The organism is Janthinobacterium glycogeni, assembly GCF_051380725.1.
In the GTDB taxonomy this organism is placed as follows: Bacteria; Pseudomonadota; Gammaproteobacteria; order Burkholderiales; family Burkholderiaceae_D; genus Janthinobacterium.
The window spans coordinates 1-22,622 of record NZ_JBNYXP010000021.1; the positions used below are offsets into that span (position 1 = coordinate 1).

Consider the following 22,622-nt stretch of genomic DNA (forward strand, 5'->3'; position numbering starts at 1 on the left):
CATGCTGCCTGTTGTTTGAACTCAGGGGAAAACGTACGTCTTTGCTTGCTCATCAAACACCTCTCCATGGCGAGCATTCTCGCCTAAATCAGTGTCCGGGTACATTAAACCACTACACTCCATGCGCGAAAGTACTGACGACATAGTGCCTGTCTACGATACGGCCCGTCGGAAGAAAGGCTAATTATGGCAAATGGCTAGCAGCTCGGAGAGTAGAACGGATGATGATTTTCGGCTAATCGTCGTCCGTGGGGGGGGCCTATCTCCGTGCTTGTCTCATTAAGTTCATAACTTGTCGCACGGTCGTATCTCTTCCCACATATTGCAGCAAACTTCGAACGAAATATGAGTTTTTGTTATTGAGATAAAAGAAAAAAGAGGCCAACTTCCTGATGTAATCTCCTCTTTTCTAGAGCCTGTTACATCGACAACTTCGACAGAAAATATTGCCCTTCTTGCCTGTTTCATCAAGTTTATAACTTGTGGTACGGGGGTGTTAACGTCAAGGCCGGAAAAATTACAAAAGTCAGCTATCAACATATTGTGGAGGCGAGTTTGCTTTCTTCCTTCAGCATATTTAACTGTGGCATTCATTACTGCCTTCGCTTGGGACGAAATCCCTGCAGTATAAAGCTTATATGTGGTTTTTATGGTCATTGTTGCAATTTGCTCGGCCCATCGTCCGCATCTGGTTGATGCTTTAGCGGGCAACTCTATTGCTTGGAATTTTCGGCCTTAACGATAAGGCACGTCTCTGCTGGGACTGTTGATAAATGCAATGGCTCCTACTGCATGCCTTGCCGTTAGAGTTCAGAAATGCGTTGAGTGAGAATAGCGCATCCAAGTTAGAAAATGAAATGACAATTCTACGTTCTTCGTAGAGATTTTTCAAGCTGATCCTACGATTATCGTAGGATGGTGATGAAGCAACCGTCGACAGTATTCGGCAAACGATTGAAAAGCGCACGGCAGAGACTCGGTATCCCTCAGGACCGGCTTGGATGGGCGATTGGATTGGACGAGCACACAGCCAGCGCTCGTATGAGTCGGTACGAAACTGGTATCCACGAGCCCCCCTACTCTTTGGCACAAAAACTGGCAGAAGCTTTGGGTTTGCAGGTTGCGTATTTTTATGCAGATGATGATGAGCTTGCTGAGTTAATTCTGAGGTGGGGGACGTTAGGACAGATTGAGCGTACGCGACTGATGAGTTTGCTCCACACAGAGTTTGGTGACTGTGATGATTAACTGGCTTGCTTTCGACTCTTGCGATACCGTTCTGCGTTTTTATCCACAAATCTTGTATTTAAGGCATTCCAAGAGATCGGAAGCGATCACCTTTGATAACGGTAATCCCCCCACCAAATGATCGCGTTTAAAAGTAGAATTTTCCAAACTCAGATTTTTTGAAAGTTCTGCATGAAGACGTCCCGTTTTACCGATAGCCAGATCATCGCCATCCTCAAGCAAGTCGAGGGCGGCTCACCAGTCTCTGAGCTGTGCCGCGAGTACGGTATCAGCAACGCCACGTTCTACAAATGGCGCTCCAAGTCCGGCGGCATGGATGCCTCGCTGATGGCCCGCATGAAAGAGCTGGAGGAAGAAAATCGGCGCCTGAAGAAGAGATGTACGCCGAAGAGCGCTTGAAGGCCGAGATCGTCGCGGAGGCCCTGACAAAAAAATGGTAGCGCCATCTCAGCGGCGGGAGATGGCGCAATGGGCCGTGGCCCAGCGTTCAGCCACCATAGGACTGGCCTGTCAGGCATTTGGCATTAGCCAGACCTGCTATCGCTATCGCGCCAAGCTCGACGCGGAAAATGCTGTCGTGGCTAACTGGCTGGTACGCCTGACCAACAACCAGCGCAACTGGGGCTTCGGCCTGTGCTTCCTGTATTTGCGCAACGTGAAGGGTTTTAAATGGAACCACAAGCGCGTCTACCGGATCTATCGCGAGCTGGAACTGAACTTGCGGATCAAGCCAAGCCATCGGCTGGTGCGGGAAAAGCCGCTGCCGCTGGCCGTGCCTGCACAGATCAACGACACCGGGTCGATGGACTTCATGCATGACCAACTGGCCGACGGCAGAAGCATCCGATTGTTCAATGTGATCGACGACTATAACCGTGAGGGACTCGGCATCGAGGTCGATTTCTCCTTGCCGTCCGAACGCGTCATCCGCTCCCTCGACAGGATCATCGAATGGCGTGGTAAACCCCAGGTCATTCGCTGCGATAACGGCCCCGAGTACATCAGCGCCGTGACGCTGGCCTGGGCCGCCAAACGCGGCATTCGCATCAACTTCCTCTAGCCTGGCTAGCCGCAGCAGAATGCTTATGTCGAGCGCTATAACCGCGCGGTGCGCTACGATTGGTTGGCCCATCACCTGTTTGAAACGCTCGATGAGATCCAGGATTTCGCAACCCGCTGGCTGTGGACTTACAATCACGACCGGCCCAACATGGCACTTGGCGGCATCACACCAAAACATAAGCTTGCCTTGGCCGCTTAACCTCTACTTTTAGAGCGCTCTAAAAATGGGGGGATTGCCAGTGGCGAACGACTGGCACGTATTGATCAAATCGAGGGACGTGGAGTCACGCTGCATTGCCTATCTTTGAATCGAGCTCCATACGCTTGAGTTCCTCCTGCAACAAAGCCATGTATGCGTTGTTCATAGCTGTAAAAGCAGACTCAGGTTTGCAGTGAACTTGAAGTTTTCCCCAACGATCATTGATGCGTTTTTTCAGTTCAACTTCTCTCGCTTTCTCGGAAACTGCAAGATCTTGCATCGCTTCGACGAGTCCTGCAGCAAGTAACCTTAATGGCTCAAGTCGCTCCATACGATACTTAAAAAGTCCCAGCCTATTAAGACCATATATTGCGATCGATGCTTTACCGTAAGGATCCATTTCACCATCTCGAGTCTTCGGGAATAAAAAAGGAAAGACCCATTCGGACTCCCATAAATATGTGTCGGGTTCCCATTTGAATTTCCACTCCATATGGTCTTCTGGATTGCGAACAGATGGATTTATCAGAAGGGGGTCCTCGGCATCAATAGGACCTTCATTTTCAGCCCATTTTGCCCCATCCTTCATTGGGAATGCATTCCCCTTTCCAGAAGTTACATTACCTTCTACATATTGAAGTCTCGCGATGTCCTCCAACGTCATTCTTTCGTCGAAAATAGTGTGTGTACGTGCTTGATTGCACGCTAAGCAACTCGGTAACAGATTGGACCAAGTTCCAGCTAACCACCAATAGCCCCGATGGCCATCACATTCGTTCACGCCACCTTTGGGACGATAGTGTTCTATGTTTCTGGCAGCTAGCGCCTGATAATGGCTTTCACAATAGGCACATTTATTTTTGTAAATTTTGTCCAGCGCGGCAACCACCTTTCGGGTCTTGTATCGAGCAAACGAATAGCAAGTGGTTGGTGGAGGATCTGATTCATAGTATTCTCGTGCGTTATCGATCTCTGTCTTCTTGGTACCTCTCACTTTCCGCGCAAGTGCTCTGGTAATTTCCTCATCAGGCTCATCATCGCGTCCCACGAAGATCATTTCAGATGTCCAATTTTGTTCAGTTCAGAAATCATCGAAACCATTTTTGAAACGGCTTCTTTTTGAAAATTTTTACGCTCTATTGCTGGCTGCTGTCTAGCTTTCAGCAGAAGTTCCGTAGCTGCCTGATGAATCAGTTGTTCTTGGGGAGTGGAACCAAGTACTAGCTGTGATTTAAGTTTTCGCCCCAACGACTTCATTTTCGTCTTCCCCGCAGCGTCAAGTTCTGGTGCCATTACTAGGGCGCCGTATTCGATTAAGGTCTCTTCCATTTCGGGGTCTTCGCTACTGAGAAGTCCGAAAAAGTCGGAAGTAAGCAACTGCTGAACGCTAAGCCCTTGCACTCCGGGAAGATCTGCAGCTACGGCGATTTGTCCGTTGGTGTTACGTTCAAGTACTTGTACCTCGCCGTTTCGAGCCCCCCTGAGGCACAGCGGATCATGGGTTGTCACGATGAACTGTACTTTAGGCATTGCTCGCCGCAATCGACGTAAAATTCTCATTTTCCAGCGTGGATGCAGGTGCGTCTCTAGCTCATCGATCAGTACTACTCCTTGGGCTTGTTCAAGCGATGGCCAATACAGCAGTAGCTCATGGATCGTATCAATCGCAGTTGCCATCATTGATCGATATCCTTCGCTTAGTCGCGAGATCGGAGTGTTGATGTTATTTACACCTACGGATATTTCAATGCCACCACCTTTTTTGACCCGCCGACGCGTGACCAGTGATTCGCTATTTAATCCGAGAATCTCCCGCAATGCTCGAATGGCTGAGTTGTAATCCTGTTTAGTACAATGCGAAAGCCAGTACTCGGGGTCAGTAATTGTGTAAAGTTGGTCGAAGAGAGATTTTACGCTTTCACGTTTTCCTCTTCGATTTCCCTTCGACGCTGGAACGAAGAACCGGCGTGGTCCGTAGCCGAGGACGACCACCTGCATTTGATCAGTGCCACTAAACTCTCCCGTAGTAGCATCGATGTGAAGCGACGCGCCAGGTTTTTCTTCATTATCGAAATAGATCCTTACCTGTGCATCCCGCCGTATCAATTCCCATTCATTATCTCTGGACAAATAGGCTTCTGCATCCAGGTGCAATCTTTTGATCTCTTTTACCCCCATTAGAGTCATAGCTGTTGCTTCTAAGACCGTGCTCTTTCCAACGGCATTCTCTCCCAATAGTACCAATGCATCGCAACTCTGGCCTTCTTTGATTACGTTATAGGGCACATCAATTTTTAACGAATTAATCGACTTAAAATTGTTAATCTCGATACGCGAAATTCTACTGGTGGGCCGATCTGGCAACATACGGCGACCCTCAAATTTTCCCCACTTCGTTTCCGTGATCGGCAACCTTTCTTCGACAGTAGAGTCTTGAATCGGATTGCTCGCGGTTCTAATTGGAGTCCACTTTAGCGCATTGATTCTAGAAATGAAGTTTCGCATCAAGTTAGGTTGGTTACCAGTGCTAGCAATTTTTTCCATCTCAGATGAAAGATAAAATCGAGCGGCACCTGCATATGGGGCAGATGGCGACGTTAGCTGCAGCATTTGCTGAAGAAGCGCCTCTTGGCGGACGTGGGCAATTTCTGAGTTACTGTTCTCCGCAGCTACAAGCCGATCAAACGTAGCTTTAACCAAAAGGTAAACCTGGTTTCGTGCTCTTAATAAGGAGTCGCGGTTAAGCCCAAATACTCGAATGCTAAGATTGCCACGCAGCGTCGTTCCTACACAGTTTCCTGTAGGGAGAAACGTCAGATGTTCCGTGGGTTCGTCAAAGCAAGGATCAAGTAGCGTCCCAACTTCAGCGGAACGACAAGCGTGAACGGGAGCTAACAGCGGAGCCAAGTCTCCATCCACCGGAAACTGATTGCCTTTGCCAGCTCGAGTTCCATCTTGGGATCCGTGGGGTTGAGCACAAGATGGACAAGCCAAGTACAAATTATCCCAGTCATATGCTAGCCAGCCGTAATGTCGGTTTGAGCTTGCCCCCTTCGTTTGCGTAGCACCACGCTTGGGACGGAAATGTTCAATATTCCCGCCAACATTACTGTGTAAGGCAGATTCACAGAATGCGCACTTGTTCTTAAAGAGCTCAACTAGAGCTGGTTTCGTTGATGACCAAATGGCCGGTACAAATTCAATGCGCAACTGCTCAAGATGATCGACCGAACGTTCCTGGTACAGCACAAACAGTTTGGCAATTTCGGCTTTAGCTTTTTTTGTGCGCAAGCCTTCAGGAAATGGAACGGCATTACGGTCAACGAATATCAAAATAGAGCTCCAGATAGTATTTTTTGAAATTTCTAATAATCACGAAGTGAATCGCCACGAGCCTGCTAGAAACCCGCGAGCCGTTCAAAATTCCTTTGCTCAAACTCTGTTGGCGAAAGCCTGTCATTAAATCCGTGACGGCGCTTAGATGCTCTGGATACTGACACCAAGCCGTTCAGCGACCTCGCCCGCCGGGTGCCCACGCTCAACAAGCTGCTTGACTAATGCGACCTTAAATTATTCCGTGTAACGCCTCCCACTCATGATTTCTCCTTTGCCTGTATTATGGCTCAGGAGTGTCTACGATGATCGTGGCGATTCACAAGGAAGACTTGGCTAGACCCAGACAATTTTCCCATCGCGCACCCAAAAGTGCGACTTACATCCCGTCGTTTTCCATACAGAAGGGGCTAACGTTGGACGACGACGCGCGTCGACGCGGATATCCCATCGCGGTTTTACGTTGTGAAGTAGAGGTAATTCAATAGTGTCACCACAGCCACACGGACAGCGGAATCCGACCGACCAGTTTTCCCCATCATCCTGAAGCAGAACCAGATCACGTTTTGGCAATCTCGCTGGCAACATATCGCCGACCTGAAAAACGACCTTGCGTCGTAACGTGAGCCATTTCCTGATCGTAATCCAGCACTTCTCGATCCATCTAATCATCACTTGCACCCTTATTTATCGAAAACAGGCAATCCGAGAAGCGGCCATTTTGTACCACGCGCAAGCAGAGCATTCTTGGCCTTGTCCCAGTGAGCTTCAGAAAAGAACTCTTCTTCACACGCGGCCAGGCTGAACGACGCTCTGGCACGTTGAGCGTTGGGATCGTGGCGAAACGGAAAGGCGCGTGCAACGAGCTCCATCACACAAGCACTTGCTGCTCTCATGTTGAGCGCGATTACCGATGGGGCCTCCTCATGTGATCCAGGCATATAGCCTTCCTTAACCCGTTCAGCGTGTGCAGCCGCATCAACTTCGGCAAGACACTCAGCTGCGACAGACTCCGGCGTGAACACACCACGATCAGCGAGCGTTGTGCCACCCGGCCATACGTAGTCAATACGGCCGCAAACATCCAGGATCGCGAATTGGTCGGGGCCACACTGCCGGACCGGAATAGTGACACCAACATCGAAAAGCGGCTGCATAAACGCGCTAGCCATCAAATCGCATATCTGGCGCCCTATATGACTATCTACACAGCAAAATACGACGTCAGCCATCGCGACCTTCAATATGGCGTCAACGCAATCAATTTTTGAAGGTACCGCTTCGATGCGAACATCCTCACGATAGGCTTGGATTGATTCGCACATGACATCGACCTTGAGGCGTTCAGCTTGAGCATCGCTTAAAGTAGAGTTCAGAATGCGGTTCAGATTTTTCATGGCCATCCGATCATGGTCGACCAGGATGACATCGCCAAAACCTAAGCGCGCTACCTGTTCAGCAACGATACTGCCGGTACCAGAAACACCGACGACGCAAACAGAAAGACGGCTGAGTTCTTCGCGCATGCTTTCGGTAAACGCCATTGGCCGCGTAGGAGCGCTGCCTGGAAAGCTATCCGGGTTCCAGAAGAACACGATATCGTCGCCGTAAACACCGATCATGTCGACAGGCTCACACTGATGATGCTTGTCGTACAGGTTGGCACGCATGCTACCGTCTTCCAGCATGATCGCGCTGCCATGCCACGTTTGATCCAAGTGACGTGCCGCACGGCCAGCGAAGATAGCTGGGATCACCTGACTGTCAGATTCGCGATCAGCCTTGGAGAACTCGAACAGCCCGCCTGGATGGGAGTGCGCGAGTACGATCGACAGGTCATCCTGCTCCGACAAGTCGAGTGCGTGTTCAATGGAATCACCAGGCCAGCTCAAGAAGTCAGGCCATCGTTCACATGCGTCGTGCGGAACGAGCACAAAGTCACGCACAAGCAGCTTGAGACGGTCGCCACAAATTCGCGCACAGAGCAAGATCACGGCAGCCTCCTTACCATCCCCAGGAAAAAGATGCGCCTTGAGCGTTGCATGCTGCTGTCCGGACAAGGACAGGCTGACACGCGGCTTCATTGCACCACCTCGCGCTGCAGCGCCTCCTCAACCAAGCCGAGATGAGTGATTACCGAGTCACATGCAGGCGACCACGCCTGACTTTCGCGATGACGGGACCAGCGTTGATAAATCGCGCCCAAAATGGTCTGCTGGAACTCGGTCTGCGGGATGGCAGCATCTGTGTTCAACGACAGTGCGGGAGCGCAATAAAACATGTCCAGCTCTGCCGTGGGGTAGAGAGCCGGGATGTCGATCGCCAGCGTCGTTGTCGTCTGATGGTAGCCGGCTGGCAACTGGTAGTCATGCAGCAACAACCAGCGGCGGTCAGCATCGATGATCGTTTCCCAGTGATAGGCCGCAGAATTAAGAAAGCGTGCATCGTTTTCCAGCAGCGAGAACTGACGACGGGGGCCAGGGCCCTCACCGTTGTTGATGACCTTCGGCATAACACGCAGGCGTTCAATGCCTGGCTTGGTCAGGTCGATAACTGTGGTCAACTCAACCGACTCCTTTTTGCCATCAATTTTCAGGATGAAATTCCACGGCCGATCGGGATCAATTTTTGCGAGCTCGAGTGCTTGCCGAACGGTGATGCGTGGCTGCGCCGAAGTCACTATGACGCCTTGAACATCCAACTGCCAAGTCGGTAATTTGGTGTAAAAGCGCTCGATGCCATCGCCTTTCAGGCTCACGTTCTGACCAGGCTCAATCTGCTTATCGACTTCGCTACGGCGTTCCATCCAGATCTGCGCATATTCAGGCACGCCTGCCAACATACGCAGGACAGACTCGTTTACCACCGCTGCCCAAGGGTACTTATTGTCGTTCAAAAGGAAGTAGAACAAGCTATCAGTTTGCAGCGCGAAGAAGCTTGTTTCGGCCTGGTTCATTTGCGCAACTTCCTCTGGTGAAATTTCTTCCAGACTGCGATCAGGGAGAAGCTGCAGCAAAGAAAATTCGACCGTTGGATGGCATTGTGCTGCGTTGAGGATCTGACGGCCAGTAGGCGTTGTGTCACGCAGCACGATTTCCTGTCCGTTTGCTTCAACCACCAGTTGTGCAGCATGCGCAACGTCACGCTTCACCTTGATTTGAATAAAGTTGCTATTATTCATTTTATATACCTCGGGAATAAGTAAGTTTTTCGAGAGCACATCGTGAAGCTGCACGACATGAGCCCACCTAAAGAGATAGTCTGAGCTGGATGAAATTTCGGACACATCGGATAGAAATTTTTTCTTGAACAGCTTTTTTGCGAATAAGTGTCCGAATTTATGTTCTGCCCAGACAAACTAATAGGGGGGTGCGTATACGGCGTATCCACTGACAGAGAGGTGGGTCTTGACGGATAGAAATCATATGTATGCGACCCAAGAAGAGGTAATAGCAGCTCTGACTGCTTTGACGCCGGATGAAATTCGTCTTTTGGACTACAGGGCCAAGCGACTAGCATTCGGTACGATTTACGCCACAGGCCCCGCGCTGTTCAGCGAAACCGTTGATCGTACGCTGCACTTGCAGCGCCAATGGTGCCCCGCGCAGGTTCCGTTCGTCGAGTTCATAAGTAATGTCATGGCAAGCATTTCGAGCAACGACCGTACGAGTTTTCATGCTCGGAAAATCACTAACGTTTCCGCTATGGCAGCAGCAGGTGATGACGATGAAATTGACCACGATGCCCTGCTCGATACATTGGGCGAGCTACCGAAAAACAGTGTGACTGACGTTCTGATCAAGGCTGAAGAAGCTGAGGCAGTATTACGTGATTACGATGCACTGTATACATTCTTCAGTGATGACGAAGAAATCTGGAATATTCTGGACGGTATAGAACAAGGTCTATCAGGTGCAGCCATCAAGGCGCACTGTAGGCTCGACGATCACAGCTATGACGCGGCACGTAAGCGGCTCAAGCGTGGGGCAGCGAAGTTGAAAGGCCAGAGGATAAAACAATGAACAACCAAGACACAAAACGCCTAGCGGCAGCGATGGCATTGCGGTCTGCATTTCGTACTGAGGCACTCAATGAAGTGCCCAGTAATGAAGATATTTCTACAATGCTGATGGCGAATGGTGAAGATCCCGATGCCGTTGCCCGACAATACCAAGCGCTTATCGCGGAGAGAATCCGTGCGGCCAATAAACAACGCATGCAACGTTTCAGGAGAGCAGAGGTACAAGGCGTCGGCTTCGCGTTACGCGGCACAGTTGCACTAACTCCCGCCCTGCCAAGTCCAGAAATTATGCGTAAGCGAATAGAGACTATCAGCTCGTCACCTGATTTTGATAAGAGTAGCCTTGCGATCGCGTATAGGAACGGAACAAGTCAATCGGATAGCGACATCATCTCTCTATATCAGGATCTACTGGACTTAGGAGTCATACAAGATGATTCGGATTGACGAATCACGTCTATCGCCAGGTGAGAAACTGCTGTGGGCGTATGGTATCGACTCCCCGGAAGAGATTGATCTGGAGGCGATAGCCGCGGACCGCGGCATAACTGTCAAACGACGCCACCTCGACAGCGCCGATGCACGCTTAGTTGCTACAACAACTGCAGGCATTATCACCGTCAACTCATCAACCAGTGAAAAGCGTCAACGGTTCTCAATTGGCCATGAAATCGGCCACTGGGAGCGAGATCGGAAACATGGACTGATCAATCTATGCACCAAGTCTGATTTGGCACAACATAATCAGCAGGCAAAAAACAGCGAAGCGGAGGCCAACGTTTTTAGTGCGGATCTGATTCTTCCACCCTACCTGTTCGCCCCAAAAATGCACGGAAGGGAAGTGTCAATTGATCTCATCCTTGGTCTATGCGAAGAGTTTCGAGCCAGCCGTGAAGCTACCAGCATCCGCGCGGCCAGACTGGCGCAATGCCCAACGATGGTCGCAGTATTTGGTCAGCACGGTCGCAAGTGGGCAATCAAAAACTCAGCGTGGCCCCACTACGTCAATCCAGCCAATGCTGTACATCATGACAGTCCGTCGATGGATCTACTATTTGCTGGCACCAAAGGGGCAAAAACACGAGACCAAAAAGAACCAGCTGTACGGTGGCTTACTGGCGATAACTTACGCACGGTCGATGTCAAAGTTCAATCCGTCAAATTGGCAAGCAACGACATTCTTTCCATCGTACGGTTGTGATCTAAGCCAAGCCCCTTTTGCTCCGTCACATTGAATTTGCCCTAACGATCAGCTCTCCCTTTGTTCACCAGCCTGCAGGCGAACCTCTTGACGAATTTCGACGGGCTGCAGCGTTTGATAGCGTTGCCGAATATTGTTATAGATGCCCGGCGTGTTCTCAACAGAAACTGTCACGATCATCGCGTAAGGTAGTCGCGGCAATGTACTGTTGTCAACAGCCTGGCCATCTTCACGGGCCCCGTACGTGATATCGAACAGCGGATCGTTGAGCGTTGTCGCATTAAACTGATGCTCATGTCTTAGAGTCGTTTCCCATTTGTGCTCACCGGTTCGGGCCTCCAGTTCCGTGGTGTACATTTTCGCAGCACTGAAGAACGACACGGTCTGTTTGACGTTCTTCTTCGGGCGCAAAACCACGGTCAGTCCCGCACGAGTATAGTTCACGGCATGCTCGGGATCGGTATTGCTCGCAAAACACAGCGTGGCACGCAGGGTTACGCGCCCGTTAAGCGGAATGGTCGGAAACGGAATCGGCGCCCGCATATTTTCGCCCGCCTGCAATGTCCCCTGATAGATCACTCGCACCTCGTTATCCGAGCAATTCAAGACCTCATCTACAGTTTGAGGAAATCGGCCGTGGCCAACCTCGCTCATGGGCATATTAGGGCTACGATAGGCATGATGACTCATCAGGGCGCGCAGAGCCAACATTTTCATTGGGGACGTCAGCGAGGCCTTCACACCTATTGCCGTGCGCATGGTTGCCGGCGCGCTAAAACTTGTGCCTTGCACCTCCGTGAGCTGGCCTGAAAGGGCGTTGTATACAACAAACGGCTCGGCATTAGACCCACCAAAGCTCAGGCCGTCAGGTTTGATTAGTCCTGGACTACGGCCGGGACCGAAAGAACTATATGCTGCCCGTTGCCAATTATCGGTCACGCTATCACAAGCCCCTACAGCAAGTGCGTTGACCATATCGGAAGGTGGCTGCACGCGCGACATCGGCCACGGTTTATCACCATCATTACCGACTGCTACCGTAGCAAAAATATCTCCCGTTGCCAGATGCTTGTCGATCAGCGCAGTCCATGGATGGACTTCATCATCGTCCATCGGCATGTATGGTCCCAAACTAAAATTGACAAAATCAAGAGGCTGATTAGTGAGGACGGTATCAATATTCTGTAATACGTTGTAAAGGTCAATATCCGGCACCCCTTGGTCCTCAGTTATACCTGGACTAATGCACCGAAAATGACGAACGTTTGCGTAAGGACGTGGAAACGCTGCTCCCTTGTCCAAAGGACCAAAGAGCACAGTGCTTGTCACGCCATTACCGTGCCCAAAACAATCTGCTGTCGTGTTGTGCGTGCCTGGCAAGACAACTTCACTCACCCAAGGAGCAAGACTTGTATGGCCCACGCCTGCATCGAAAATACCGACTCGCAAACTTTGATCAAGCGCCGGCTGAGTTGGTAGCGCGAAGCTCGGAGCGCCGATGGCCCGCATGGGTCGGCCGCCCATGCGCAGTGATGGCATAGCACGAACTACACGCACGAACTGGAATAGTCCTAAAGCATCAACCTGGCTTGCATCTAGATTAACGGGTATGAAGGTCAAACCAGAGACGACAAGCATCCGCTGCGTGTCGGCTTTTCCGCCCAGCGAAGCTACGTAAGCGATGAATGCAGCAATGATGTATTGGTCCTCCTTTGCCGCATGCAACACCACTTCAAGCCGTGACTCACCCTGCGCCTCGTGACCGAGGTAGTTTTTTTCGATAGCCGAAAACGGAGCAATTAACTCCAATTTTCGTAACGCTTCCTGATGTATCTTGGCTGTGCGCTGTGAGCCGAGAAGCGAGCTTATATGATCAAAATCTTCTTCACGCCCAGCCACAAACAGCACCGCAGTGTAAGTTGGCTCGGGCAGTCTGTTGGCCCGCGGCTCCTTACGTGGCGTAATCGACGTGGATCTGCTTCCGATACAGCGTAATCCAGTTGCCGCGAATAAAGCATTCGGATGGTGGCTTTTCGCCAGGAAGGTCGGATGCAGGGTAACTTTCACTACATTTTCCCCGTGCGGCTTAGCAAGCGCTGGCACAGCATTCGAACTCTGACGAAGCTCCTTCAATTGAGCTTCTAACCAGGGTCGCTGCTCCTCAATGCTATAAGGGTACTTTTTGTCCCCCGAGCCACGTTTGAGTTTGTGCTCATGTGTAAGCGTTTCTCCGTAGCCGAGAATTATATTCGTACCCTGCATTGTCCTACTCTCCTAAGTAACGTTTGACGACACTACTGATAGTGGGATGCGTTTTACCGAAATGCCCAGCGATCTCACGCATGGAGGCACCGTTCAATCGCATGAGCAACATCTCTGCGTCGAGTGGTTTTTCCATTTGACCGCGATCTAGTACTGACCGAACAACTAACTTGATGAACTGCTGTGAAAACTTCGACTGTTCCAGCAATGCGCGCTTACGCGCTGACATTACCAACGCTCCAATGGCACTGAATGACTCTCCGACCAGCATCTTTGCCATCGCCAACCTGGCCGTATCGTTGAGTGACGCCTCCTGCAAGTACTCGGCAATCAACTCAGCTCCTGGCTTTTCAAAATTGATGACACTGTCAAAGCGACGCCAAACTGCAGGGTCAAGCAATTCACCATGATTTGTAGCAGCGACAAGCATTGAGTTTGCAGGCCAGTCATCGAGCGCCTGGAGTAATACATTCACTAGCCTTTTAAGCTCACCGATATCGCTCCCATCATCACGCCGTTTCGCGATCGCATCGAACTCATCAAGAAGTAGGACACAAGGACGGGTATTCGCATGATCAAAGACCGCTTTCAGATTATTCCCTGTCTTCCCTAAATAGCTACTCATTACAGTAGCCAGATTGAGGGTCAACAACGGCAGCTTCAGCTCTTGGGCCAACCAGTGTGCAGCCATGGTCTTACCAGTGCCCGGCAGACCACAAAAAAGCAACATGCGCGCCGGCGCCAATCCGGCCTTGAGAAGGATGTCCATGCTAGCCCACTCTGTTAGACACTCATCAAGCATCTGCTTGACCTTAGGGGCCAACACCGGTGCCTTATCCAAAATAACTGGGTACAACACCTCAACTAACTGCATACGCGAATCGTTATCGACTGGAGCTGGAGCGAATGAATCGCCACTCCTTAACGCACTGCTACTGGGCAGCAGTGCGGATATCTCTTGCGCGAGTGCAAGATCAACATGCTTAAGCTTTGCAACCAAACGCCCAACTGAGAGCGCAAAGGCACTCGGGGAGCCATTGAGCCCAGTCTGAACAACTCTTGTCAACTCTTTATTGGGAAAATTTTCCACCAAACACCTTTTAAAACAGCAACTTATCAACGATGGTAAATTTCATTGATATCATTTTAATTTATATTTACCACTGAGGTAAAGTACTATGTTCAACCGTGCCGCAGTCCATCGCGAATCGGCCACACATGCACCTTCGTCCGAGCGCGACACGTCAGGGCTGCGTGGTGACGCGCAAGTACTGCATCAAGCGATGACCATATGGTCCCAGCTCAGGCGGGAGATGCACGTCCTCTTTGGTCAATGACAGTAGCACATCGCCAGACGCAATTTGCAAGTGGTCGATCGATAAATTTTTAACCTCTCGCTTTGACAGTCCCAGGGCAGTCGTGACAATTTGCTCAACAACTGCCCGCGTAGCATTTTCCAATCGAACGCTCTCTACTTTCCTGATGAGCACCGTGAGCTTTTCGGCCGATTTGAGCGGATCTCTGATCGGTGCAATAACCTGACCTTTGAAAGGCATTGAGACGTCCCACAGCTTGATTTCCTACAGAAGGTGACAAAACGCGAAAGGTTATTTCGTGTACTTGGATTTGCCTCCAAAAATGACTCAATTTGACCCTGCTTCCATGAAGACTCAGCGAGCTCCACTGAACGTGCAAATTGGCTGGCTGTTGACAAGTACATTCGAATGCTACGCAGTGACAGATTCTCGTTGTTGAGTTCTGCTAGGTAGAGGGAATCTTTAATACGCTTTGCTCAGAGAGGCGGGTAACCGGCCCCAAGCCTGTGGACGGGAACCCGGGCGAGCCAAGTCCCCGGTGCGGGGAGCGTGTGTGACCGATGCAATCGCCGACTCTGGTACCCACAAATCTAGGTTGTGAAACCGCACCGGCACGTAAAGCAGCCTTGCTATGGTAACTACCAACATTCTGTCGGCTGGGTACGCTCGAAAATGGCCATCAATCACTCATGCGCAGCGCGCTACCAACAGTTTTTAGTACGTATAAAAGATCTGGAGCCTCATTACCTGCGGCGTATAAACCACCAGCAGGATGATCGAGGCGCGCCGGATCAGGACCGGCTAGCTTTTGACCGCCGATCCCGCTTCGTCAAAATCGCTTGCATGTCCGTCGTTAACGCACAATGTAGACTACGCGAGGTCTTCGCTAGGATGAAACCACCCGATCTTCAAGGATAGGCCGATGCAATAGTCTGTTTGGGATCGTTGCCGTGGCAATTTTCACGCTAGTGCGCTTTAATCCGAAATAGAACCAGGGTGGAAGTCGTCAGCATGGCTATACCCAGATCGGACTTTTTTCGCGAAAATTTCCCATAGGGATCGACATTGGACTAAAGTAAGCTTTTAGATTACGTGAGGCATCATGAGTAAACCGAAAGTATTTATAGCATCGTCAGTCGAAGGGTTAAATGTTGCTTATAACACTCAATCGAATCTTGAGCATGACTGCGATGCAACGGTTTGGCCGCAAGGGGTATTTCGCATTTCGGTATCCCCACTCGACTCGCTCGTCAGACAGGTTGAAAATTCGGATTTTGCCATCTTCGTTTTTACTCCAGATGATGCAGTGACAATGCGGAAAGAAAGTGTCAATACAGTTCGGGATAACGTCATATTTGAGTTGGGCCTATTCCTTGGTCGACTTGGCAGGGAGCGTTGTTTTATCGTGGCACCCAATGTACCCATGCATATACCAACCGACCTGGTTGGGGTGACGCCTGCGATTTACTCCGCAGAACGTGATATTGCAGAAATAGCGGCAACCTTGGGTCCAGCTTGTAACGAAATTCGTATGGCTATGAAACGACTTGGTCGTGTGCATCCTGCATCACCCGAGTTGCATGTGCCAGTAGCAGAATCGGATAACTTTACCGACGATGATAAAAATATCCTTCTACGTGGTTGGCTAAACACTGCCCAGCCCGATATCGCTTACAAATTTGACGATGTTGACAAAGAGTTAAAGGTGGATCGTGGTACAACAAAAAGATTGCTGACAATCGTGGTCCAAAAAATGAAGTTGATGAAAATTAGCGATCAAAGCAATTATTTTTTTTCGCTTGAGTGGCCAGATAGCGAGACATGGTGATGAAGGACGCTAATGTTGGATGTGAAAAAACGGATACAGGTAATTTCTGCTCTGCTTGAGCAGGGCACACCTGAGAGTACCTCCTACGCTGCTCTGGAATGCCGGCTAGCGATCGAATACTTGTGCTATGAACGGATGCAAATGGCGCTTGACTTGGCGTCATATGCAGACATGGGGGGCTGGCAACCGAACAAGGTGGTTCGGGCAGTTGAGGAATTAGTGGATGAAGATATTACAAGTTTAGTCACGCTGTCGATTGCACGCGAACCTAAGCTGTTACCAGGTCAAGTTCTGAGTTTGGCAGAGCGTGAGAAATTGGAGTATCACCCAATCGGTACCCAAGCTCCATTGGATCTCAAGAAACTCACCAAACTATGGAATGCTCTTGCGAGTTCAGCCTTACATGTACAGGTGCCGAAACTGCGTACCGATCATCTGTCCATCTATGGAGACGTTTCGCGGATAACAGAGAAAGTGCATCAATGCCTTACAGAGTTGAGGAAGATTGGTGACGGCTCACTGCTCTCCAATGGATTTGGTCCGGAGGTGTCGATCACTTGCTATGGTTGCGGCCATCCTGTCAGACGAAGGGCGGAGCGACTTACCGATAAGCAAACCGTATCATGTGTCAATCCTGACTGCCCGGAGAGCTATACCGTTGAGAAAGTTGCCGTGAATGATTTCACGTTTGATCGGAGATTGGTATTTTTCGATTGTGTGGACTGCGGAACGCTAAACAATTTACCGTGGCGTAAAGTTGAAAAAATGAAAGTGTTCGAGGTTTCCGATGTCGCCTGTTCGGGTTGCAATGTACTCCATAAAATAGGCGCTCAGCTGGGAATTGTAAAGGCCGAGGTTACTGGCACTGGGGACTGAGAAAGATGGCAAGGCGGTGAGCCCGCGCTACAATTGGGCCGCTCGACTTGGAGCACTTGTTGCCGCGTCTTTTCTGCTTGATGACGGTTGTGACACAATTGGCGCGTCACCAGGAGCAGGGGGGGGCTGACGGGCCGATTGCCTGACAGCTGCGGCCTGGTCTTGCGCCGCTGATGCTTTTTCAATTGGAGGGCGACCATACTGCTGTCTCATGGGTTTGATCCGGAGGTGTCACCTGCTATGGCTGCGGCGTACGTTGTTCCGCTGGACACTCTTCAACATTTTGATAGCAAACAGTGATGCGCATCTGAAAAACTTTTCACTGATGGCAACAAAGGGGGGGCTAAGAGCTCGCAGCGCACTATGACCTACTGAGTACTGGAGCGTGGTCGCGGCCGGAGATGTTTGGCGCAGGAGAGGCGCAGTGGCCGGACATAGCTATGTCGTACCCGATTTCAGATGTGCTGCATTATAAGGACCTTCGGCGGGAGCATCTCGCTGAATTCGCGAAGCATCTCGGCATGGGCCCCACTAGCTTCAAGCGAGAATTTAACAAGCTCGTCGGCGGTATTGAAGCAGCAGCAGAACTAGCAGCGGCATATGAAGCACGCACAGATGGCCCTCCCAAGATTCGCGGATCTCAAATAAGGATGTTGCTAAGCATCCGCCACCTGCCGATTTCGACAATGAGTAGACAGCTGCAGCAACTGGGAAATAGGTTTGGCCGCAGCAAGCTGTGTGGCACAGATTGTGCGAGGCATGTAGAGTGGCGTTTCTAGCCCGTTGGCCAAGCGGCAGTTGGTGCGCGTCTTGGTCGGTGGGCGAGATGCGGTTCTTCACTCATCGAAACAACATCTGACCAACAGCTTCCGCGCCCCAGTTTGTGTGAAAACTTCAAAACTCGAAATATTTGCGGGTAGGATACCATTTCCGGCATCGAGAAAGCCGACTAGCGCACGTTTTGAGAGGCCACTTTTTGAGGGGCGAATTTCTCTTCGTTTTCACACTGCCTCGGTCGATCTCTGCCGCCCAGAAGTCAATTGGTGACTATCTAGCATAGACATCTTTGGGGCAGCGTGAGTGGTTCGAGATTACCCAGCCCCTCAATACTTAGGGGCAAGTCAAATGGCTGGTTTGGCTTCAGTACCATGCTGAATAATCGGGAAATGGATAGAGAAACACACACCGCTTTCGTCGACTAGGTCGGCCGCATTGATGGAGCCTTGCATTCGGTGGATATTGCGTTGAGCTTGCCATAACCCGATCCCCTTACCGTACCCTTTTTCCGGACGAGCGGTAGTTACTCCATATTTAAACAAGGACTCCTTCACTGACGGCTCGATGCAGGGCCCGTAGTTAGTAACAGTTATAGTCGCGTGCAGGTGTTCTGTCCGGAGTCCAATAATGATCGATGTATTTGGGTAACGGAGGCGATTGGCATTTTGGATGATGTTGTCCAATGCTACTGCGAGCAGGTCCGGGTCAACACGACAGATTACGTTGGTCGCCTGCATATCGAACTCGACGTTCTCAATGATCGTCCCAACGTTCTCCGCGATTTCCTGCAACAGTGCGTCCATGTCCGTCTCTTCTAAGGTCATGTCTCGTGAATCTACAGCTTGGTCGGGCGTGAGACCCAGTTGTAAATTGGGGAGCGCGACCAAAATGCGATCAATGAACGGCCGAGAGTCGCTGTCAGGTCCGTGTTTGTTGATTAGGCTTTGCAGCGGTGAGCGGATCTCATGACCTAGAATAGCGAGGTTTTCTAGCCAATTCTTTCTCTCGTTCTCAAACCTGGCCGCTTCGGTAGCAAGCCTAAATTGTCGTTCTGCATTTTCTTTTGCAATGTGTGTTCGCAATCTCTCGATCAGGTCATTGATCGTCTGCGCAAGTACCCCGATCTCAAACCGATAAGTTCTAAATGGGGCGCGTTCGAGGTCTGTTCCTTGGGCTGCAAATATCCTCGCTTCTCGCGTTAAACGGAAGACTGGGCGTAAAAGCATCCACCACGCAAACCCGATCCCAACCACACCACATATAGAGAGTAGCCCTAACAGGGCTGCAACGACCAAAGCCCCTTTCTCCACGACAAATTGTGGATGGACAGCTTGTGCTACCAGATCGGTGTCAGGAACATATTGAGATCGAACGATTGGTGCTCCCCAGATTACAAGGTCTTTTATCCAATCGGAATTGGAAGAAACTTTTTCACTTGGCCCAGGGAGTACATCTATCGTAGTCGATAGGTCTTGTGCTTTCGCCAGAACTTTTAATTGGAATTTGGCATATGTCTCAAACACCGGCGCAGCAAGTACTGCAATGGATAACGGGTTTCGAGCTACCTCGCTGTAGCTGATATGTCGCGGCAAACGTGAAGTATTTGTGTAGTCGTTCCTTGCCAGCGTAATTTGTAACCTATCCCAACCAGAAGCGGGCCAGACTTCATCGCTGCTCTTGTCTAGAAAATCGCGTACATCCAGCCGTGCGTAGATTCGAACTAATTGACTACCATCGTTCATTGATCGCACCACAGCCCATCCGTCGAGTCGGCGATCCCGCTCTTTGATTCCTTTATCTAGGATTCTGAACGCGCTCAACTCATATCGGTCACTAGTTCCTCCTCGAAGTAATGCAATGATCCACTTCCCAGTTCCAGTAGGAGCTCGCACAGTGAGCTCAAGGCTATCTCCAACAATTCTAGGATCTCCGTACTTGATAGGAACAATTGTCGGATCGTTGTATTCGACATTGAAGAACATGTATCTGCCGGGGAGCTCCGATTCGAGAAAATAGGAACAAAAGCGATCAGGGCTACTAGTGAGGACGCCTGTCGCAGAGACTTCCATAAGGTTCAAGTAGCAGTTTCGAGGCGGTTGACGCGGAAGGGTCTGGCTACGTGAGGCAGGCATGGGTTGGAAATATGGTCGAGGCAGCAAAACTGGTGTGATTTTCCGCGTTGCCTCGATCATCCTGCTGAGATTATTTTGAAGCACAAAGCGCTCATCGAGATCAAAGCGACTGATCAGGTCTCGCAAGTCTCTATCGCTTAATCCTGTTCGGATGCCTTGGGACTTGCGAATCGACTCGTTAAAATGAATTTGAAGCGTGAAAATAGTGACAGCTGTAACGAAACATAAGACAACGAGAGTAACGAAACTGATTCGATAATTTCGAGCAAACCGCTCGCCCTGAATGACCTTTCGAGCCACCGAATGAAAAAAAAGGTTACTCACCCCAGTAGTACCCCAACATATACTTATTTTTTATCTTATCAAATTCGTGATCTACATCACGAAAAGAATTTCGCATCTCACGTATATGAACGCGTAGGTTTTCCTTGTTCTTTCCTGAATCAACTTGTTCAAAAAACTGATCAAATGAGACTACTTCTCCGACCTTTTTTATCAGGAGGTTGAGCAAAAAAATCTGGGTAACAGAAAGGCTCACACGGCGCCCCTTCCATTTGACGACATCTCTGCTGTGCATATCGACAACTAGATCACCTATACCGTGTGATAGCGCTAATGGAGGCTTTGAGTTCAAATACGCTTGCCGAAACGCGATTGCTCTCTGGCATTGGGTGATAAAGTCAGCTTCGGTGACAGGCTTTTGTAGATAATCCCATGCGTTTAGGGCACGGAAGGTGTCCCGCTGTAAATCCGCCTGCGCGCTTCCTGACACAATGACAATTGGGGTATTGGTTTTTGAAACGGCAACGGTCACCCGTACGCCGCCGGCTCGCTCGCCTCCACCAAGGTCGATATCCGATACGACGAGATCGAATTCATGTTCTGTGAGATCTTTGGCTATTTGTTCGTAACTAAAATACTGCTGAACGTTGGCGTCTGGCCACGCCTTCTTGATAAGACGTGCGAATTCATCGTTATCCTCATTAACATCTTCAACAATGGCAAACTTGTACATGGCATCCCTCACTGTATAAGGAATTGTACATAACTCATAGATGATAGAGATAAGTCTTTGCTTATTAAAAATAAATGGCGGGGAGAGGTCTCCCCGCCGCTGGGGTTACGCGTAGCGTACCAGCTTCCACACGACGGCCTTACCGTTGTGTGGCGGCATTACATTGTGCACAGCAATCGGTGCGGTGGTCGAAGGGGTATCCTGCGATTCCCACACACCGCTTTCTGGGCAACGTTCGCTGGTGCGGGCAGTGGTTCCAATTGGCTTTTTCATGATGCTGTTCCTTATGAAGTTTGAAAGATCGGCTCGGTGCTTCAGGATCTGCTGTAACTGCACTTAACCTGGACTCTATGTTGCCGAAAAACGCATAAGGGCACATCCACGAACCCGGTAAGACTTTACTCATGCAACGAAGAATACATAAGAAACAACAACCTTAATTGAAGAGAAAGTAAGCATTGGCTTTTAATTTGAAGACTTCCCCACTTTGCCGGGGAGGCGATTGATCAGATTCAAGCATCGGTGCGATCCATTAATTGTTGCATTCGAAAGGTGTCGTCCTTGTACGCAAGCAGACCCGCCAAGCAAGACCACAAGATTGACGTGCCGGCCGCGTCGTCGTGCTCCAGTTTTACTGCTAACTTGGGGATCGTGGTGATGTAGTCGCGACGGAGGGGTTCTGGACGCTTGTCTTTGTCGAGAACTATGATCGGGCGGTGAGGCGTACGCATCGGTAACATCTTGAATACGAATGAATTTTATGACCTATTTGTAGTGGGCCTAGTTAAAAGTCCGATTATTATTCCCGGGTCGCTATGCGGCATTGCTTAAATTTTATTCATTTCTCCACTACCTCTTGCGGTATGCCTCTTGACCAAGTTGTCTACTTGAACTGACCACGAACAGTTCGTCTTGCAGTGTGTGTATGGCGACGTCCGCGCCCCCCATTCATCTGTACAGACATGCACCGCCTGACGGCGAGACATAAATTGGATCAGACCGCTTTTGCCACTTGCTAGCCACAACCTTCACCTGTTTTCTACTGCAGGATTCGTGCTTTCGGCGGATTTCGCTTTCAGACATGGCCGTGTCTCAGGGGGAAGAACGTGTGCTGCTGTGCGAGAGCGTGAAGTGGCACAATGAACTCAGGCGATGAGAGAAAAAATGTAAACAACTGCGTGAAAAACGGCTATTTATTGACATTTTTTCTCTATGATTCTGTGGAAGCCTTTAGTGCAAATGCTTACAAAGCTGTTTACACTTTTTGTTGCGCATAACCCTTTTAAGCACGCCGTTCTGACGCCTGCCGTCTGATACTGTCGATAAAGAGCTTGCTTCATCCGTGAAGCAGA

At 50.1% G+C, this 22,622-nt stretch carries 19 protein-coding genes and 2 pseudogenes; 8 read left to right on the forward strand and 13 right to left on the reverse strand.

Going from position 1 to position 22,622, the window contains the following annotated elements; genetic code table 11:
• Positions 1–285 precede the first annotated feature (285 nt).
• Positions 286–657: a hypothetical protein gene (locus ACQ4W4_RS26760; protein WP_436544541.1), complete on the reverse strand. Its 372-nt coding sequence runs from the start codon at positions 655–657 to the stop codon at positions 286–288.
• 264 nt (positions 658–921) lie between these two features.
• Here ACQ4W4_RS26760 and ACQ4W4_RS26765 point away from each other — a divergent pair, with 264 nt between their 5' ends.
• Together ACQ4W4_RS26765 and ACQ4W4_RS26770 are read left to right on the forward strand one after the other, a co-directional pair.
• Positions 922–1,248 carry a helix-turn-helix domain-containing protein gene (locus ACQ4W4_RS26765; protein WP_436544542.1) on the forward strand — a complete coding sequence of 109 codons (327 nt, stop codon included), beginning with the start codon at positions 922–924 and terminating at the stop codon, positions 1,246–1,248.
• A 171-nt stretch (positions 1,249–1,419) separates the two neighbouring features.
• A pseudogene (locus ACQ4W4_RS26770) lies at positions 1,420–2,509 on the forward strand (IS3 family transposase).
• Between the two features lie 85 nt (positions 2,510–2,594).
• Here the strand turns inward: ACQ4W4_RS26770 and ACQ4W4_RS26775 are convergent.
• From ACQ4W4_RS26775 to ACQ4W4_RS26800, 6 genes and pseudogenes are all read right to left on the reverse strand, one after another.
• Positions 2,595–3,566: an HNH endonuclease gene (locus ACQ4W4_RS26775; RefSeq protein ID WP_436544543.1), complete on the reverse strand. Its 972-nt coding sequence runs from the start codon at positions 3,564–3,566 to the stop codon at positions 2,595–2,597.
• Positions 3,563–5,842: an AAA family ATPase gene (locus ACQ4W4_RS26780; RefSeq protein ID WP_436544544.1), complete on the reverse strand. Its 2,280-nt coding sequence runs from the start codon at positions 5,840–5,842 to the stop codon at positions 3,563–3,565. Before ACQ4W4_RS26780 ends, ACQ4W4_RS26775 begins: the two co-directional genes overlap by 4 nt.
• 147 nt (positions 5,843–5,989) lie before the next feature.
• Positions 5,990–6,106, reverse strand: a pseudogene (locus ACQ4W4_RS26785) (transposase); the annotation flags it as partial.
• 72 nt (positions 6,107–6,178) lie between these two features.
• On the reverse strand, positions 6,179–6,514 hold the full coding sequence (locus tag ACQ4W4_RS26790; RefSeq protein ID WP_436544545.1) for a ubiquitination-like system serine protease family protein: 336 nt from the start codon (positions 6,512–6,514) through the stop codon (positions 6,179–6,181).
• An 11-nt stretch (positions 6,515–6,525) separates the two neighbouring features.
• Complete coding sequence (locus tag ACQ4W4_RS26795; protein ID WP_436544546.1) at positions 6,526–7,926, reverse strand: ThiF family adenylyltransferase; 1,401 nt, start codon at positions 7,924–7,926, stop codon at positions 6,526–6,528.
• A complete protein-coding gene (locus tag ACQ4W4_RS26800) occupies positions 7,923–9,023 on the reverse strand; it encodes a multiubiquitin domain-containing protein (protein WP_436544547.1) in 1,101 nt (366 codons plus the stop codon). The genes ACQ4W4_RS26795 and ACQ4W4_RS26800 overlap by 4 nt, the downstream gene beginning before the upstream one ends.
• A gap of 244 nt (positions 9,024–9,267) precedes the next feature.
• On the opposite strand from ACQ4W4_RS26800, the gene ACQ4W4_RS26805 reads away from it, so the two are divergent.
• The 3 genes from ACQ4W4_RS26805 to ACQ4W4_RS26815 are packed head-to-tail and all read left to right on the forward strand — an operon-like array spanning position 9,268 to position 11,064.
• A complete protein-coding gene (locus tag ACQ4W4_RS26805) occupies positions 9,268–9,864 on the forward strand; it encodes a hypothetical protein (RefSeq protein WP_436544548.1) in 597 nt (198 codons plus the stop codon).
• A complete protein-coding gene (locus tag ACQ4W4_RS26810; RefSeq protein WP_436544549.1) occupies positions 9,861–10,310 on the forward strand; it encodes a hypothetical protein in 450 nt (149 codons plus the stop codon). The genes ACQ4W4_RS26805 and ACQ4W4_RS26810 overlap by 4 nt, the downstream gene beginning before the upstream one ends.
• On the forward strand, positions 10,297–11,064 hold the full coding sequence (locus tag ACQ4W4_RS26815) for an ImmA/IrrE family metallo-endopeptidase (protein ID WP_436544550.1): 768 nt from the start codon (positions 10,297–10,299) through the stop codon (positions 11,062–11,064). Before ACQ4W4_RS26810 ends, ACQ4W4_RS26815 begins: the two co-directional genes overlap by 14 nt.
• Before the next feature lie 48 nt (positions 11,065–11,112).
• On the opposite strand, the gene ACQ4W4_RS26820 is transcribed toward ACQ4W4_RS26815, so the two are convergent.
• From ACQ4W4_RS26820 to ACQ4W4_RS26830, 3 genes are all read right to left on the reverse strand, one after another.
• Positions 11,113–13,131 carry a S8 family peptidase gene (locus ACQ4W4_RS26820; protein WP_436544551.1) on the reverse strand — a complete coding sequence of 673 codons (2,019 nt, stop codon included), beginning with the start codon at positions 13,129–13,131 and terminating at the stop codon, positions 11,113–11,115.
• A 199-nt stretch (positions 13,132–13,330) separates the two neighbouring features.
• The gene (locus ACQ4W4_RS26825) at positions 13,331–14,416 is read right to left on the reverse strand and encodes an AAA family ATPase (RefSeq protein ID WP_436544552.1); all 1,086 of its coding nucleotides are present in this window, start codon (positions 14,414–14,416) and stop codon (positions 13,331–13,333) included.
• Positions 14,417–14,570: 154 nt separating this feature from the next.
• Positions 14,571–14,882 (reverse strand): hypothetical protein, encoded by a 312-nt coding sequence (locus tag ACQ4W4_RS26830; protein ID WP_436544553.1) that lies wholly within the window; start codon positions 14,880–14,882, stop codon positions 14,571–14,573.
• Positions 14,883–15,744: 862 nt separating this feature from the next.
• Here ACQ4W4_RS26830 and ACQ4W4_RS26835 point away from each other — a divergent pair.
• The 3 genes from ACQ4W4_RS26835 (at position 15,745) to ACQ4W4_RS26845 (ending at position 17,713) form a co-directional block, all read left to right on the forward strand.
• The gene (locus ACQ4W4_RS26835) at positions 15,745–16,470 is read left to right on the forward strand and encodes a TIR domain-containing protein (RefSeq protein ID WP_436544554.1); all 726 of its coding nucleotides are present in this window, start codon (positions 15,745–15,747) and stop codon (positions 16,468–16,470) included.
• Positions 16,471–16,482: 12 nt separating this feature from the next.
• Positions 16,483–17,346 (forward strand): hypothetical protein, encoded by an 864-nt coding sequence (locus tag ACQ4W4_RS26840; protein WP_436544555.1) that lies wholly within the window; start codon positions 16,483–16,485, stop codon positions 17,344–17,346.
• Positions 17,347–17,557: 211 nt separating this feature from the next.
• Complete coding sequence (locus ACQ4W4_RS26845) at positions 17,558–17,713, forward strand: HipA domain-containing protein (RefSeq protein WP_436544556.1); 156 nt, start codon at positions 17,558–17,560, stop codon at positions 17,711–17,713.
• A gap of 754 nt (positions 17,714–18,467) precedes the next feature.
• Here ACQ4W4_RS26845 and ACQ4W4_RS26850 read toward each other — a convergent pair.
• The 3 genes from ACQ4W4_RS26850 to ACQ4W4_RS26860 form a co-directional block, all read right to left on the reverse strand.
• Positions 18,468–20,105, reverse strand: a complete 1,638-nt coding sequence (locus tag ACQ4W4_RS26850) for a sensor histidine kinase (protein WP_436544557.1) — start codon at positions 20,103–20,105, stop codon at positions 18,468–18,470.
• 466 nt (positions 20,106–20,571) lie between these two features.
• On the reverse strand, positions 20,572–21,270 hold the full coding sequence (locus ACQ4W4_RS26855) for a response regulator transcription factor (protein ID WP_436544558.1): 699 nt from the start codon (positions 21,268–21,270) through the stop codon (positions 20,572–20,574).
• A gap of 105 nt (positions 21,271–21,375) precedes the next feature.
• A complete protein-coding gene (locus ACQ4W4_RS26860; protein WP_436544559.1) occupies positions 21,376–21,543 on the reverse strand; it encodes a hypothetical protein in 168 nt (55 codons plus the stop codon).
• Between the last annotated feature and the right edge of the window lie 1,079 nt (positions 21,544–22,622).